Consider the following 14,472-nt stretch of genomic DNA (forward strand, 5'->3'; position numbering starts at 1 on the left):
GTTGTGCCAGCGTTTTGACACAACCTCTTTTTTTATTGTCTTCAATGAAGGGTGGATTAGTATTTTATGCTGTGCACATTGATTGCAGCCGGCTGTCCGTTGTATAGTGCTTCACAACTAATTGTCAGGAATGTAGACGAGTTCGCATTATTACAGCGAATGATGGCTTTTCCATTCTTGTCAGTGGTAACTTTAGGGTTCCAATAGATTGTACGGCGGTGGTCATTGCCTTGTCCTTTACTGATATCCGGATAATAGGGTGAATAAAATTCGATAGGTTGGGAGTAACCTTGGATTTGTGTGTTTCGAATACCACGTGACTGGTACTTCTTTTCCGGGTCCCAATTGTCGATAGTAGTGATATAGCAAATTGCATAGCTATTCTTTTTTCTATCAAAGGAAAAGGGGGAATCTAGATAACTTTTTAAGGCTTTTTCTTCAAAAGGGGAAAGTCTGGAAGTTTCCAAATGTTGTTGTAGGCTTTCATCACTTAGATAAAAAGTCTTGTCGTCATCTATTCCGGCTGTAGCTGACGGACCGTCGCAAATCATAACAGATTTTATTGCATCAATGCTTTTATCTATAAAAAGTTCTCGATCAAATATCGGATAAAGGACTCCATTTACCGTACATAGCATTGGATGACCGTTATATGACATGGTCAACAATGGAAAATCTGCATCCCAACTGGATTTTACTTGAATATTAGAATTCAGTGTCGCCATTAACCAAGGAAAATAATCCATGAATCCTCCTCCATCACGTATCTGGTCCAATTCCTTCGGTATATCATAATAGGCTCTGACAGATTGTTCAAAAGCGAGAATTTTTTTGTATTTTGTACGCTTGGCTTTCACCATAACCTGATTCAATACGTGGGCATCGTGTCCTATAATAGAATCTAAATAAAGAGAATCGGAGAGATGGCTCCACCAACTAAGAGCACTTATGTCTTCCCATTTTGGATGGAACTCTTCGTAGCTATACTTACGCAAATCAGGTGCAAAGTTACGAAAAAGTAATATGTTTGTTTTCCGATTCAACTTTTTCCCTTTCCGGCGAGTTTGGAAGATTGCACTCATGGATCCAGTAAAGGTATCCATTGGGATATGGAAAAATCCCAAAGAGTCTGTGAGAGTAAAGCCTGCTGCCGATACTGTGTCTTGTCGGGCAATAACACTTACAAGTATATCTTTCTGTTCTTTGTTTCTTAGAAAAGATGTTATCTGTCCGTGTAAGGTTAACCTTGTTTCTGGCAAATAGGCAGGCTTTTGGGGAATACTACTGATGGCTTGGCTTATATCATATTTTCTCCATCCGTGAATCATCAGTAAGATGTCTAGTGCCACTCTCCGCTTGGGGGAATGGTCTACGAAATAATATCCGGGTTGATGGATATATCCTTTCAGATCTGATGTAAGCAGCAAATCTGTATAAATCGTCTGATCGAATCGTTGGAAATCTGATTGTAAAGCGTCTCGGATGGCTACGGAAAAGTGTCCTTGTATCGGTTTACCGGTATTGTCTTTCATTGAGATATGGTATTCAATAGGTTCAAAAGGATAGTACAATGCATTGGGGGATGTGGCTGTTAACTGTAAAGATGGAGAAGGCATCACATAGCAAAAACGCTCGCATAGCGTTGCCCCATTGCTATTCATTAAAGAGAGTTGTATGACTCCTCCCGGCAATCCCTGAGTGGATAACGGGAGATGATATACTGTTTGATCTTTAAAATCAATGGTCTGATACATGAGCGGACGTCCTTGATGTGATATGAATAAAGCCAGTGTATCTTTGAGACTTGTCGAATTTCTGAGAACTTTGATGACTAATGCTTTTTCTTTAGATGTCACATTTAGCACATATCCTCTGGGTAATGCCTTTGGCAGCTGAAATGAGTATTTTTTATCTTGATAGGTCACTACAGCTTTGGCTTGTTTGTCTGTAGGGGTGTATATAAAGCATCCCATACCGTTGTGGAGGGTTGTAAATTGCGCAAGTTCTACATCATCCGGCCCATAAACAGTTCCTGAAATGCCTACTGTACCTTCTTCTTTACTTGTCGCTTCGAATGCAACGACTGAAGGTATTCCCTCTACTAATTGTCCACCTTCCGGGAAGAATCGAATCATGAAATCTTTTTCTTTTGAACGTGGACGTTGCTTCATAGATTCGTCCATTCGGTAGGTGATGATGCTCCGGTTTTCGTCTACTTCGCTCCTCCGTTTTCTATATACAGGGATCGTACGCGAGAAATATTGCTTTTCACTGAATGCCAACATCCATTTCGTATAAGCCCTAATCTCATAAAAACCGGAGAATAAGGCTTTTGTCAGTATGAATTGTCCTTCTCCTTCTCCATCCCGCAACTGTATAATTTGTCGTTCGGCAGTATTTCCTAGTTGGTCTAATAGTTCTACATAAAGTGGGGTACTGATTGGGCTAGGCTGGTTTTGCTCGGCCGTTACTACGTATGCCTTATACCATATTGTGTCTCCGATGTAGTAACTGGTGTTGTCCAAATGTAGATAGGCCTTCTCGCGTGGATATGCATCAGCGTAGGCTTGTGAACGGGCAAAGTAAGTTGCGAATATCGAATCCGCAATTTGCTGGCTATGAATTTGCACGGCTATACTTGATAGGAGGCAAAGGAGGGTGATTATGGGGCGCCGATTCATTGCGTTTTGAGTGATTAGTAATTTGAAGGTAGTGGAACGTCAAATGTTAACATAACTATACTTGTTTAGTCACGAATAGTTGCAAAATGAACAGTTGGACCATAATGACTGTGAATTGATTGTGTGTGTTCATAAGCTATATATATTTAGAGGTTTAACAATAAGTACTTATGATCTATAGTTTTACAAGAAAGGAAAAAATAATGATAATATGAAAATTCCGAGTTTAATTAGTGTTAATCTCCAGTCTATATATTACTTAATCCATTTTCAAGGCAGGTAGGTGAAAAGAGATATATTATGGGAGATATTTTAGGATTATAATTGTGTTCATCTAAAGATTTTGCTATTTTTGCAACCTAATTATTCTAATTTATCACCTTTGCTAACTAAAAAACTTTCAATATGGATACGAGTAAGATTGTTGGAGAGAAAATTAAAGCGCTCCGGGAAGATAAATCAATAAGTATAGAAGAATTGGCACAGCGTTCGGGTTTGGCTATCGAGCAGATCGAACGTATTGAGAATAATATCGATATACCTTCGCTTGCACCACTAATTAAAATAGCGCGTGTGTTAGGCGTGCGTCTGGGTACTTTTCTTGATGATCAGGATGAAATCGGTCCTGTGGTATGCCGTAAAAAAGAGGCTAAAGATGCCATCAGTTTTTCCAATAATGCGATTCATTCACGCAAGCATATGGAATATCATTCGTTGTCTAAATCGAAAGCGGACCGTCACATGGAACCATTTATCATTGATGTGATGCCGACAGAGGACAGCGACTTTGTGCTTTCTTCTCATGAGGGAGAAGAGTTTATTATGGTCATGGAAGGGGTTATGGAAATCAGTTATGGTAAAAATACCTATTTGCTGGAAGAAGGTGATAGCATCTATTATGATTCCATCGTTCCCCATCATGTACATGCTTACGAGGGACAGGCTGCTAAAATATTGGCTGTAGTCTACACACCGATTTAAAAAAATATCAGGTATCAAATATTAAGAATAATCTCATGCAATTATTTGAACGTACTCTTGGACAATGGCTGGAACATTGGGCCGAAGAGACTCCCGATAAGGAATATATCGTATATTCCGACCGTAATCTTCGTTTTACCTGGAGTCAGCTGAACCAGCGTGTGGATGATATGGCGAAAGGACTGATCGCTGTTGGTGTGGAACGTGGTACTCATGTCGGCATATGGGCAGCGAACGTGCCCGATTGGCTGACATTGCTGTATGCCTGTGCCAAGATTGGTGCGGTATACGTCACAGTAAATACGAATTATAAGCAGTCTGAACTGGAATATCTTTGCCAGAATTCTGATATGCATACACTTTGTATCGTTAATGGCGAAAAGGACAGTGACTTTGTGCAAATGACGTACACGATGCTTCCTGAATTGAAAACCTGCGAACGCGGTCATTTGAAGAGTGAACGTTTCCCATATATGAAGAACGTGGTATATGTCGGTCAGGAAAAACATCGGGGAATGTATAATACGGCTGAGATATTGCTATTGGGGAATAATGTGGAAGATGACCGTCTGACTGAACTCAAAAATCAGGTAGATTGCCATGATGTGGTAAATATGCAGTATACATCAGGAACTACCGGTTTTCCGAAGGGAGTGATGCTGACTCATTATAATATTGCCAACAACGGTTTTCTGACTGGTGAACACATGAAGTTTACGGCTGATGATAAACTTTGTTGTTGTGTGCCGCTGTTCCATTGTTTTGGAGTGGTGTTGGCTACGATGAACTGTCTGACTCATGGTTGTACGCAAGTGATGGTAGAGCGGTTTGATCCGCTGGTAGTGCTGGCGTCCATTCATAAAGAACGCTGTACGGCCCTCTACGGGGTGCCTACTATGTTTATTGCCGAGTTGCACCATCCGATGTTTGATCTGTTCGATATGTCTTGTTTGCGTACTGGCATAATGGCCGGTTCGTTGTGTCCGGTTGAACTGATGAAACAGGTAGAAGAAAAGATGTATATGAAGGTTACCAGTGTATACGGACTGACAGAAACAGCTCCCGGTATGACTGCAACCCGCATCGATGATTCGTTTGATGTACGTTGTAATACGGTAGGACGTGACTTTGAATTTACTGAAGTCAGAGTAATTGATCCCGAAACTGGAGAAGAATGTCCGGTAGGTGTGCAGGGAGAAATGTGCAACCGTGGATATAATACGATGAAAGGATATTATAAAAACCCGGAAGCTACGGCTGAAGTGATTGATAAAGATAACTTCTTGCATTCGGGCGATTTGGGTATTAAAGATGAAGACGGAAATTACCGGATCACCGGGCGTATCAAGGATATGATTATTCGCGGTGGTGAAAATATCTATCCGCGTGAAATTGAAGAATTTCTTTATAAGCTTGATGGAGTAAAGGATGTTCAGGTAGCAGGTATTCCCTCTAAGAAATATGGTGAAGCGGTTGGTGCATTTATCATCTTACAGGAAGGAGTGGAAATGCATGAGTCAGATGTACGTGATTTCTGTAAGAATAAGATTTCCCGTTATAAAATACCGAAATATGTCTTCTTTGTGAAAGAATTCCCGATGACAGGTAGCGGTAAAATTCAGAAATTCAGATTGAAAGACCTTGGACTGCAACTTTGTAAGGAGCAGGGGATAGAAATTATTTAAATGAAGAACTAAAAATGAAGAATGAAGAATTGCTATGCAGCATATAGCGCAGCTGATTCTTCATTCTTCATTTTTAGTTCTTCATTCTTAAATGAAATCGTCTCCCAGTTGCATCTGGGCGTCATTTACATACTTGCGGATGGAATGTTCTTCGTCTTTACGGCAAATTAGCAGGACATTGTCCGATTCAGCTATCAGATATCCTTCCAGTCCATCGATTACGGCGAGTTTACCTTTAGGGAGTACGATCATATTATCTTTTCCATTGTATATCAAAGAATGGCTTTTTAACGTTACATTGCCTTCCCGGTCTCTTTCTGACAAATCGTAGAGTGATCCCCATGTGCCCAGATCAGACCATCCAAAGTCGCCCAAAGATACATATACATTGTCTGCTTTTTCCATGATGCCGAAGTCGATGGAAACATTGGGACATGCAGGGAAGTTTTCTTCAATAAATGCTTTTTCTTTGTCGGTGGCATAGATGTTTTTTCCTGGTGCCAGTTTGGATGCTAATTCGGGAAGAAGGATTTCTGTGGCTTTTATGATAGTATTGACATTCCACATGAATAATCCGGAATTCCAGTAAAATTCACCGCTTTCTACGAATACTTTTGCCAATTCCAACTCCGGTTTCTCGGTGAATGTCTTTACTTTGTAGAAGCCATCGCCAGTTGGTTCGTCAATTTGTATATAGCCATATCCGGTTTCAGGTCGGTTGGGTTTGATTCCCAATGTCAGTAACTTCTCAGAGTGAGAGACGAATCCCAATCCTTTAATGATTGCGGCACGAAATTCTTCTTCCTTTAAAATCAGATGATCTGAGGGGGCAACTACGATATTCGCATTCGGGTTTAAAGCACGGATATGATAGGCAGCCCATGCGATGCATGGAGCCGTATTTCTTCTTGCCGGTTCCAATAATATCTGTTTCTCATCCAATTCGGGAAGTTGTTCCTTTACCAGATCGGCATACATTGCATTGGTAACAATAAGAATATTTTCGGTCGGGATTACTTTTTGAAAGCGGTCGAAGGTCTGTTGCAGGAGTGAACGACCGGTTCCGAAGAAGTCAAGAAATTGTTTGGGCAATGTTTTGCGGCTAAACGGCCAGAAGCGGCTACCGATACCACCACCCATAATCACGCAATAATTATCCATGTTTGTCATGATAGTGACTCTATTTTTAAATGTTTTTGCTAATGTACGGTTTATTCTCTAAATACAGAAGTCTTTGGGGCATGTTTTATTATTTTTTGCTCCTTTTTTTACTCAAACTATTGTGGAATCAAAATATTGTCGTATCTTTGCACCGCAATTGAGAAATCAAGCATGCCCAGATGGCGGAATCGGTAGACGCGCTGGTCTCAAACACCAGTGGATTCACTTCCATCCCGGTTCGACCCCGGGTCTGGGTACAAGAAAGAAAGCTAAGTATTTGATAATTCAATACTTAGCTTTTTCTTTTGCTTGAATTTTCCCCACATTTTCCCCACACGTGCAAAAAATATAGCAGTAAGTCATTATTTCTTTTGGTTGAACGTAGTAAATAAGTTACCTTTGAAAAGAAATAAAGCCTATTAAATAAAAGTAATGGAACAAGGTGTTTGGCAAGAAATAGAACTGTTGTACCAGAAGTTTCAAAAACTTGGTATCAGTGAAGCGGTGGACTATGACAAGTACTACCTTTATTCTCTCATTACCCATTCCACAGCCATAGAAGGCTCAACGTTGACCGAACTTGATACGCAGCTTCTCTTTGACGAGGGAGTAACAGCGAAAGGGAAACCGCTTGTGCATCATCTGATGAATGAAGATTTGAAGCAAGCGTATGAACTTGCCAAAACTGAATCAGGCAGTCTTGTACCTATAACTCCTGCTTTTCTGAAAAGGTTGAATGCAATGTTGATGCGTACTACTGGCAGCGTTCACAGTGTGTTGGGCGGCTCTTTTGATTCTTCTAAAGGAGAGTTCCGTCTATGTGGTGTTACGGCTGGTGTTGGTGGACATTCTTATATGAACTATTTGAAAGTTCCTGCTAAGGTGGATGAGCTTTGTGCGATTCTTCAAGAGAAGCAAAAAAAAATGGGAACACTTCGAGAACAATACGAATTGAGCTTTAATGCCCACCTTAATTTAGTAACTATTCATCCGTGGGTGGATGGCAACGGAAGAACGGCTCGATTACTGATGAACTACATCCAATTTTGCTATCACCTTTTTCCGACCAAAATATTTAAAGAAGATAGAGAAGAATATATTCTTTCCCTGCGCCAATGTCAGAATGAAGAAACTAATCAGCCGTTTTTGGACTTTATGGCAAGGCAGTTGAAGAAATCACTTTCTATAGAAATTGAACGATTCAATGTATCACGAAAGAAAGGGTTTAGTTTTATGTTCTGATACTATATAAAACAAGGATTGCTATTTATGAGTTTATGGTAAACTTGCATGTGGGAAAGTTTGAACATTCATAGAAAGTGCCGTACTTGCCTTTCCTCAAAATGAGATGTCCTCCGCATTGAGGACAAACACCTTGATTTATTAGGCGTGAACTTCTGTATTGCCGAGCCTTTGCGTTATGCTTATGCTGTTTTAGTTTCTCTTTATCAGCGATTATGCGATTCTGGTTAATTGTCTGTATTATCCAATTTATGGTCTCCTGATTAAGAACAGCAGTTCTGTATTGTAATATAGCACGTTTTAGATTATATCTGTTTACAACTATGTTATTGTCAGCATGCACTTTTAATTCCGCACTGTTATTGAAAACGACAATTGGAATAAAAAGTATATCCGTTGAACATTTGAGCAAATGATGCAAAAATCTTACATGTCCAGCGTTTTGTTTTATCGGATTGTAAAATTGATGTTTACTTTTATAGATGGTTTGCGTCCAGTATTCACCGTTCTCTCTGCCCAAAATCCAACCTTTATATCCCTTTGTTTCAATTACAAAGACACCATAAGGTGAAACTGCAATATGGTCAATTTGTGTTGAATATCCGTTACTTTCGAATAGTAAATCATTAAAAACAACATACTCTTCTGGTAACTCTTGAATCTTGTTATTCACAAGTTTTTCAGAATACTTGCCTTTCCACATTGGCATCTTCAATTTAATAAAGATTACCACTGCAAAAAAGATAACGGTGATGGCAATATGCATATTACTGATTTAATAGATTCTTTTTATCCATCTTTTACTTGATTCAAATCCCCATTGAACATGCCATCTTCTTCCTGTTACTTTATCTAACAAAAGAAATTGATATATATTTTTTGTTGGATATAATTCAAATGTTCCACAGCCTGTACCAAGAGATAGGTCTTCGTTATTAAGGGTTGCAGAACCTTCTTTATCATCATCCAAAGACCATTGTACAATTTCTATTTTCCCCGTCATTGTATCTAATTGCAGAAAATTATATATATTTTCTGTTGGATATAGTTTGTATCTATCAAGTCCATGCATACGAAAATCTATATCTTCTACAATAGCATGTATTTTAATCAAAGTAGAATCATTAACTGTTTTGGTATGTGAAATGGAACTTTCATTTTGTGCAAAAACACATAATGGAATTAAAAATAAATAAAAAATAATCGTAAGTTTCTTCATAGGTAAATCATTTAAGTGATTAAAATTAAGGGTAATAGTATAGCTATTACTGTATTTATTTCTTCCTATTTACATCCCATTTGAAAGTATAAATATAATCTCCGATGGGAATGTTTACAATCAAAATCTTACCTTTTTTCCTTTTAATATTCATATAGCCAATAATAGCTTCATCGGGATAAATAGTTGTGGTTTTTAAATATCCTTGTTCACGTATAGTTCGGTCATTATCCATCATTTGTCCTAATGTAAGCATTTGATTGGTAGATGCGACATTTGCTTGGTATGCTGCATTAGCGTCATAATGATTGGTTATGGTAGTGTAAGCATAACCATTAGAAGAATAAGACGTAGAATAGGATGTTGAATATCCTGCTGTTCCTGCATTAATGCCGGCAGAGATTCCATATAATGCCATAGCCCATGCTTGTGAGCGTTTTATTTTTTTTTGATATTCTTCATTTGTATATACTTCAAGTTTTAAAGTATCATCTTTTTTTGTTAGTAGATTAGAGTGTACGCTATCAGGTTGGAATACAATTGGGGTTTCACTTAAATTCTTGATAAAAATATCCAAGTGATAGTATTTTCCATAATCATCTTTTTCCTCAAAGCATGAAAGACCTACAACAAAATCATTTTTGTTTAAATAAGCCCAAAATTTTCCATCATTATATTCTGTCAGGATAGAATCGTTTTGGGGGTATATGAATGTTTGGGCTTTACATATGGTTGAAAGCAATAAAAATATTACCACGCATATATTCTGTTTCATATCAACTAACTGTTTTAATTATACACCTCCAGCTGCCACAAGGACTTTATAATATCACGAAGCGTGGAACTGTAATGCCACCTCTTTGAATGAAGGTCCTGAGAAAACCTTTGTGTACAGATGTAACAATAGCAGCCCACGCTATAGCGTGAGAACCACTATGCTATTCTTGTACACGTTTGAAAGTTTCTCAGGTTTTCATTCGCAAGAAATAAGCATAACGCTTCTTCTAAATTCTAATATGTCTTGGAAAGAGTAGCCTCAATCCGCTTACAAAGATATGCAATTTTATTGAGGTACAATCAAATACTATCAAGATTACATTCTGAATCCTCTACTTTTTCTTGGTTCTTCTGCTGATTGTCGCAAACCATGCCTTAATTTTTCCCATTGCTCTTTGAACCATTCACCTATCGGCTGCCTGTTTATAGTTAGCACTAATTTGTTTTCATCAACCGAACTCTTCTCTATCTTGAAAACATCATTCTTGATTTCAAATCTTCGTCTATGCTCTTCGGAATAGATTTTTCCATTACACCTGATAGCTTCTTTTTTGGTCAAAAGACTGTTTACCATATCTTTGGTAAATCCGATGGCATAGCAAAGCTTTTCCATTCTCAACATCTCTTTGAGCAATGGAAACCAGTTGAATGCTTTTTCAAGAATGGTGTTCAATCGCGATATTTCCTTGTCTTTGGCTTCAAGCTCTTGATTATGTATTCCTTGCAGGTTACGAATCTGCTTGCCATGCTGTTCCTGCATTTGTTGTATCTTGGCTTTTAATTCATCAATACCTTTGTCACGCTTGGCAATTTCATGATGTAAATTCTCGTTGGTTTGTTCCAAATCTTTCAATTTACCGCTGCCGAAAAGAGAACCGACACCGCTGGTTATGGCAGTGGCTACATCGGTAGCTGCACTTTTGAGTTTGTCCGTGCGTATCTCTGCTTTTACCTGTTTGAGTTCCTGCTCGGCAAGGCTTACCTGTTGTTCCTTGTGTCGCTTGGTTTCCTCTATACGTTGCAGTTCAGCTTTCTGCTTCTCTATGATGAAATCGTTTCGTTCCAAATGCTCCTTACCCGTGACAGCTTTTGCCTGACCACGTTCCATCAGGAGAATATCGGAAGCCAAGGTCTGCATGGTTGCCATATCCTCGTCATTGAGCTTTCGGCTCTTTCCGGTTTCATGGTTCATCCAGTCGAATACGATATGAGCATGATAGTTCGGTTTGAACCATCTGTTTCCGACTTGGAAGCTCTCTTTGTCTTCTGCTTCCGGCTGACCGTTCAGCCAATGCCCTTCGTCTTTGTGCAGGAAAATTTGTAGCGGAGTGATACCCCAGCGTCTTTGGCACTCTTCACCGAATTTGCGTACATCAGCCAGTGTGGTGTCCGGTCTGATAAGCAATACTCCTTCACGGATGGGTGAACATCCCGCCACCTTGATAATTTTTCCATTCTTTCCCTTGCGTTCCCTTTCCTTTTCCTGCATGGCACGTCCGGTCTTTTTCTTGACCATTTGCTTGATATTGTTATAATGAGTTTGCAGTTCGGGAGTGCCGAAGTCGGGGTTTATCCACTGTTCGTTATCGGTGGAAAGTTCGGGAACGACATAGATTCTGGACTCCCCGATATTACGCATATACTCGGCAGTCCTTCGGTTGTGCGCCTCGCTCGATGCGATTCTGCAAGGCTTGATATGTATGCTTGATTTTGTTGCCATAGCTTCTTTTCTTTGTTTGCAATTGATTATTCTGCTTGCTTTCGCAGAGGGGTTCTTAGGGGTAACCCATAAGCGGAGATTGCAAAGAGAGGGTCACTCTTTGCTCGGGGTTCTCAGGGGTGAAACGCCCTGAGTGGGTCATTAGGGCAAAGCCCTAATCCCCTCGGGAGAGCCCACAACTACGAAAGCGGAGCGTGTAGTTATAGTGGGCTATAACCGAAAGCCGTTTTTCTTTTTCGGTGACTGGCTGCTCACTTCTTTGACGGATTGGAGCTGCCCTTTTTTCTCAGCCTGTTTCTGTAAGTATTCGTTCAAGTCCTTGCATCCGCTGTAAGTCTGTGAAGCGTCACGGATGTATTGGTCTCTGCCGTATTCCTTGCGGATTTGTTGGAGGGCTTCCATGCCTGCATGGTCGTTATCAAAAAAAAAGTGGATGCGTTCGTAGCTGCCCAACGGATAGAGAGCTTTATTCACATTCGATACGGAATTTAATACGATATAGTCCTGTCCGTCCAACTCCGGATAATTTGGGCAGCTCTCCTGTCTCAATGTCAGAAAGGAGAGGTAGTCCATAAATCCCTCGAACACATAACAGGTATTCCTCGCTTTCCCAGACTGTCTGATGTGGGAGATTTCCTTTGGAGCGATGCAGCCCTTGAAATAGCGGTTGCGAACCTCAAACCCACCCGAAGCATTGGGAAAGGCGATGGCAAAGTACCGCTTGCCGTTGTGGGTGAAACGGGCTTCACTACATTCTCTTTTCGCCAGTTCTGTATTTATTCCTCTACCTTGTAAGTAGGCAAGCAGGGCAGGAGATGACAGCGGAACAATCTCCAACTGTTGGAAGCTCGGCTCAGAAGAGCTTTGCTTGCCAAAAGAAAAAGATACCGGGCGCACGTGCGGTGTCTGCTCTGCTATCCGTTTCAAGATGTAAGGTACATGGTCGGTAGCGTACAGATGTGCAGCTAGTGCAATGATGTTTCCGCCCTTTCCCAAACCGAAGTCATACCATTGTTCACGTTCGGTATTCACTTTGAACGATGCTTCACTCTCTTCCCGAAACGGAGATTTGTACCAAAGGTTGATACCTTGTTGTTTTACTGGTGAATAACCCAAACTGTGCAGGTAGTCGGCTATTCGTATGCTTTTAGCTTCTTCTATTGTCATTTTCTTGCGGATTTGTTGGTGAATGAAAAAATGATGATTTGATGAATTTGGAATTTAACACACTGTTAAACAGCGTTATATCGGCTCATCTTTTTCTCATCAGATTGCTTGCCAAAAGAGAAATGATGTTTTCTTTTTTCATCAGCAATCGTTGTTGATGAGTGTTTGATGAATACATATCTATCTGTAAGGCAATATATTACTTCCCTTATTCATCATTTCATCAAAATAATTAGATAGCGGTCAGTTGTTCTTTCGTTACCGTATAAAACCGACCAGTTTTCCTTTTCGGCTCATAGTGGCACTCACGATGGGGTGCGAACTCATAAGCGGTGTAGGATAGCGAATTGTGTGCGGAAGTAAGTTTCCATACTTCCTGCACAACTTTCCTCACTTGATACTTTTCAACCTTGACCTGTGAATAGAGTAGCAAGGTTACAAGGTCGTTCAGGCAGAATGATACGCTTTCCACGTTCATGTTCGACATGATGTCAAGCAACAACTCGGTCATTTCTATTTCCAGTCGGTTGCGGTTGCTTCGGATTATTTTCTGCAAGGCTGCGGTATGTGTCAGTCTTGGGTTGAACCACATACGGCTTTCCTGTGTTGTGGATAGTTCCCTTTGGGTCAGGAAATAAAGAAATGCGGGTATTTCCGCTTTTAGCTTTTGCAGAAAGTTGGTATCATCACTCTGCAACGGCATTATCTTCCGCACCCAGTAGCGTGTTTCTCCTGCGTCTATGAGTATGGGCAGATATTCGTTGTTGGAACATAGCACGAACTTGGCGAAGAAAGCAATCTCCGTTCGGTCTTTGCCTTTGGCTTCCACCTTGTAGGTGAAAGTGGTGCTCAGGTTTTTCAACCGTTCGCTGTCTTCCCTGCGGTTGAGCAAAACTTCGTCCACAACGATTAGCAGCTTTCCTGCCCAGTCGGAATTGAATTGGCTGCGGAAATCTTCGTTGGTGTTGAAAGTCACGTTGTTCTCAAACACGGCTTTCAGGAAGTTCAAGAACGTGCTTTTGCCTGTGTTGCGTTCTTCTGAAACAAGTAGGACAATAGGCAGCTTCTGTGTCGGCTGTAGATACAGCAGTTGCATATAGTCCATACCCAGCTCGTATTGTTCCCCGAAGATGTGTCGCATCAAGGATTGGATGTGGGAGAAGTCCCCCTGCTGCGGTTTATGCTCTATAGGCTCGTAAAGGTTCAAAAATCCCTCAATCTCCTTTTGGTAGTTCAAATGGTTGGGAACGGTGCAAAAGCCGTCATACTTGGGGACGGTGGCAAGATAGTTCTTTCCATAGTCCTGCCGTAATGTGCTGTTGTTCCATACGACACGTTTCTTTTCATAACCGCCATTAGCGCATGGCTGATTGACCACCTTGTATAAAGTTGTTCCTACGCGCATATATTCTTCCTCCTTCATAGGCTTAGATTAAAGGGTTGTGTTCACCTAAAATTCTCTGAATGTCGGATTGTCGGTATCTGACCTTGTTTCCAACCTTTACAGGCTTCAGATAGTTTTTCTTAGACCAGTGCCAGAGTGTGGTATCACAAACACCGCACATCTTTTTCACTTCCTCTTTGGTTAGATACTTCTCCTTTCTTGCTTCCGCAATGGCGGTAGAAAGTTCATGCTTCGCACGGCTGATTAATTGGTTGGAGAATAATAGCAAATCTTCTCCTGTTACTTCCAACTTGATGTTGCCGTTCCCGTTTTGGATAATTGCCAATAAATCTGTCATAGGCTTCTTGAAACTGCCGGTTGTAAGACTTCCCGTTTCGGCAGTATTATAAACGAAAAGCCACTACCCCGATTAGGATAGTGGCGCAAATATATAA

General features: G+C 40.5%; 12 protein-coding genes and 1 tRNA gene. 4 read left to right on the forward strand and 9 right to left on the reverse strand.

The window, feature by feature from the left end; translation table 11 throughout:
• Positions 1-56: 56 nt before the first annotated feature.
• Positions 57-2,681, reverse strand: a complete 2,625-nt coding sequence (locus HMPREF2794_RS04015) for a hypothetical protein (protein WP_055269571.1) — start codon at positions 2,679-2,681, stop codon at positions 57-59.
• A gap of 405 nt (positions 2,682-3,086) precedes the next feature.
• On the opposite strand from HMPREF2794_RS04015, the gene HMPREF2794_RS04020 reads away from it, so the two are divergent.
• The gene (locus tag HMPREF2794_RS04020) at positions 3,087-3,662 is read left to right on the forward strand and encodes a helix-turn-helix domain-containing protein (protein ID WP_008761981.1); all 576 of its coding nucleotides are present in this window, start codon (positions 3,087-3,089) and stop codon (positions 3,660-3,662) included.
• 35 nt (positions 3,663-3,697) lie between these two features.
• Entirely contained in the window at positions 3,698-5,347 is a 1,650-nt protein-coding gene (locus tag HMPREF2794_RS04025; protein WP_055269570.1) for an AMP-binding protein, read from the forward strand.
• 87 nt (positions 5,348-5,434) lie between these two features.
• Here HMPREF2794_RS04025 and HMPREF2794_RS04030 read toward each other — a convergent pair whose 3' ends face one another.
• The gene (locus HMPREF2794_RS04030; protein WP_055269569.1) at positions 5,435-6,517 is read right to left on the reverse strand and encodes a mannose-1-phosphate guanylyltransferase; all 1,083 of its coding nucleotides are present in this window, start codon (positions 6,515-6,517) and stop codon (positions 5,435-5,437) included.
• A 164-nt stretch (positions 6,518-6,681) separates the two neighbouring features.
• Here HMPREF2794_RS04030 and HMPREF2794_RS04035 point away from each other — a divergent pair.
• A tRNA-Leu gene (locus HMPREF2794_RS04035) sits at positions 6,682-6,765 on the forward strand.
• Positions 6,766-6,940: 175 nt separating this feature from the next.
• Positions 6,941-7,750, forward strand: a complete 810-nt coding sequence (locus HMPREF2794_RS04040) for a Fic family protein (RefSeq protein ID WP_004291350.1) — start codon at positions 6,941-6,943, stop codon at positions 7,748-7,750.
• A gap of 25 nt (positions 7,751-7,775) precedes the next feature.
• Here HMPREF2794_RS04040 and HMPREF2794_RS04045 read toward each other — a convergent pair whose 3' ends face one another.
• The 7 genes from HMPREF2794_RS04045 to HMPREF2794_RS04075 form a co-directional block, all read right to left on the reverse strand.
• A complete protein-coding gene (locus HMPREF2794_RS04045) occupies positions 7,776-8,516 on the reverse strand; it encodes an NERD domain-containing protein (protein ID WP_070750979.1) in 741 nt (246 codons plus the stop codon).
• Positions 8,517-8,525: 9 nt separating this feature from the next.
• Positions 8,526-8,969 (reverse strand): hypothetical protein, encoded by a 444-nt coding sequence (locus HMPREF2794_RS04050; RefSeq protein WP_004291348.1) that lies wholly within the window; start codon positions 8,967-8,969, stop codon positions 8,526-8,528.
• Positions 8,970-9,024: 55 nt separating this feature from the next.
• Positions 9,025-9,744: a hypothetical protein gene (locus tag HMPREF2794_RS04055; RefSeq protein ID WP_005649593.1), complete on the reverse strand. Its 720-nt coding sequence runs from the start codon at positions 9,742-9,744 to the stop codon at positions 9,025-9,027.
• A gap of 318 nt (positions 9,745-10,062) precedes the next feature.
• Entirely contained in the window at positions 10,063-11,466 is a 1,404-nt protein-coding gene (locus HMPREF2794_RS04060; protein ID WP_009037362.1) for a mobilization protein, read from the reverse strand.
• Between the two features lie 210 nt (positions 11,467-11,676).
• Complete coding sequence (locus HMPREF2794_RS04065) at positions 11,677-12,633, reverse strand: toprim domain-containing protein (RefSeq protein ID WP_009037361.1); 957 nt, start codon at positions 12,631-12,633, stop codon at positions 11,677-11,679.
• 232 nt (positions 12,634-12,865) lie between these two features.
• Complete coding sequence (locus tag HMPREF2794_RS04070; protein WP_004291344.1) at positions 12,866-14,056, reverse strand: primase-helicase family protein; 1,191 nt, start codon at positions 14,054-14,056, stop codon at positions 12,866-12,868.
• 4 nt (positions 14,057-14,060) lie between these two features.
• Positions 14,061-14,375 carry a helix-turn-helix transcriptional regulator gene (locus tag HMPREF2794_RS04075; RefSeq protein ID WP_007763424.1) on the reverse strand — a complete coding sequence of 105 codons (315 nt, stop codon included), beginning with the start codon at positions 14,373-14,375 and terminating at the stop codon, positions 14,061-14,063.
• Between the last annotated feature and the right edge of the window lie 97 nt (positions 14,376-14,472).

The organism is Bacteroides sp. HMSC067B03 (assembly GCF_001811315.1).
Classification (GTDB): Bacteria; Bacteroidota; Bacteroidia; order Bacteroidales; family Bacteroidaceae; genus Bacteroides; species Bacteroides faecis.

What these genes read in the sequence shown, in the direction of transcription:
- HMPREF2794_RS04075 (WP_007763424.1), bottom strand. Translation starts at nt 14,375, where the DNA reads ATGACAGATTTATTGGCAATTATCCAAAACGGGAACGGCAACATCAAG.
- HMPREF2794_RS04050 (WP_004291348.1), bottom strand. Translation starts at nt 8,969, where the DNA reads ATGAAGAAACTTACGATTATTTTTTATTTATTTTTAATTCCATTATGT.
- HMPREF2794_RS04040 (WP_004291350.1), top strand. Translation starts at nt 6,941, where the DNA reads ATGGAACAAGGTGTTTGGCAAGAAATAGAACTGTTGTACCAGAAGTTT.
- HMPREF2794_RS04065 (WP_009037361.1), bottom strand. Translation starts at nt 12,633, where the DNA reads ATGACAATAGAAGAAGCTAAAAGCATACGAATAGCCGACTACCTGCAC.
- HMPREF2794_RS04020 (WP_008761981.1), top strand. Translation starts at nt 3,087, where the DNA reads ATGGATACGAGTAAGATTGTTGGAGAGAAAATTAAAGCGCTCCGGGAA.
- HMPREF2794_RS04055 (WP_005649593.1), bottom strand. Translation starts at nt 9,744, where the DNA reads ATGAAACAGAATATATGCGTGGTAATATTTTTATTGCTTTCAACCATA.
- HMPREF2794_RS04025 (WP_055269570.1), top strand. Translation starts at nt 3,698, where the DNA reads ATGCAATTATTTGAACGTACTCTTGGACAATGGCTGGAACATTGGGCC.
- HMPREF2794_RS04070 (WP_004291344.1), bottom strand. Translation starts at nt 14,056, where the DNA reads ATGAAGGAGGAAGAATATATGCGCGTAGGAACAACTTTATACAAGGTG.
- HMPREF2794_RS04015 (WP_055269571.1), bottom strand. Translation starts at nt 2,681, where the DNA reads ATGAATCGGCGCCCCATAATCACCCTCCTTTGCCTCCTATCAAGTATA.
- HMPREF2794_RS04045 (WP_070750979.1), bottom strand. Translation starts at nt 8,516, where the DNA reads ATGCATATTGCCATCACCGTTATCTTTTTTGCAGTGGTAATCTTTATT.
- HMPREF2794_RS04030 (WP_055269569.1), bottom strand. Translation starts at nt 6,517, where the DNA reads ATGACAAACATGGATAATTATTGCGTGATTATGGGTGGTGGTATCGGT.
- HMPREF2794_RS04060 (WP_009037362.1), bottom strand. Translation starts at nt 11,466, where the DNA reads ATGGCAACAAAATCAAGCATACATATCAAGCCTTGCAGAATCGCATCG.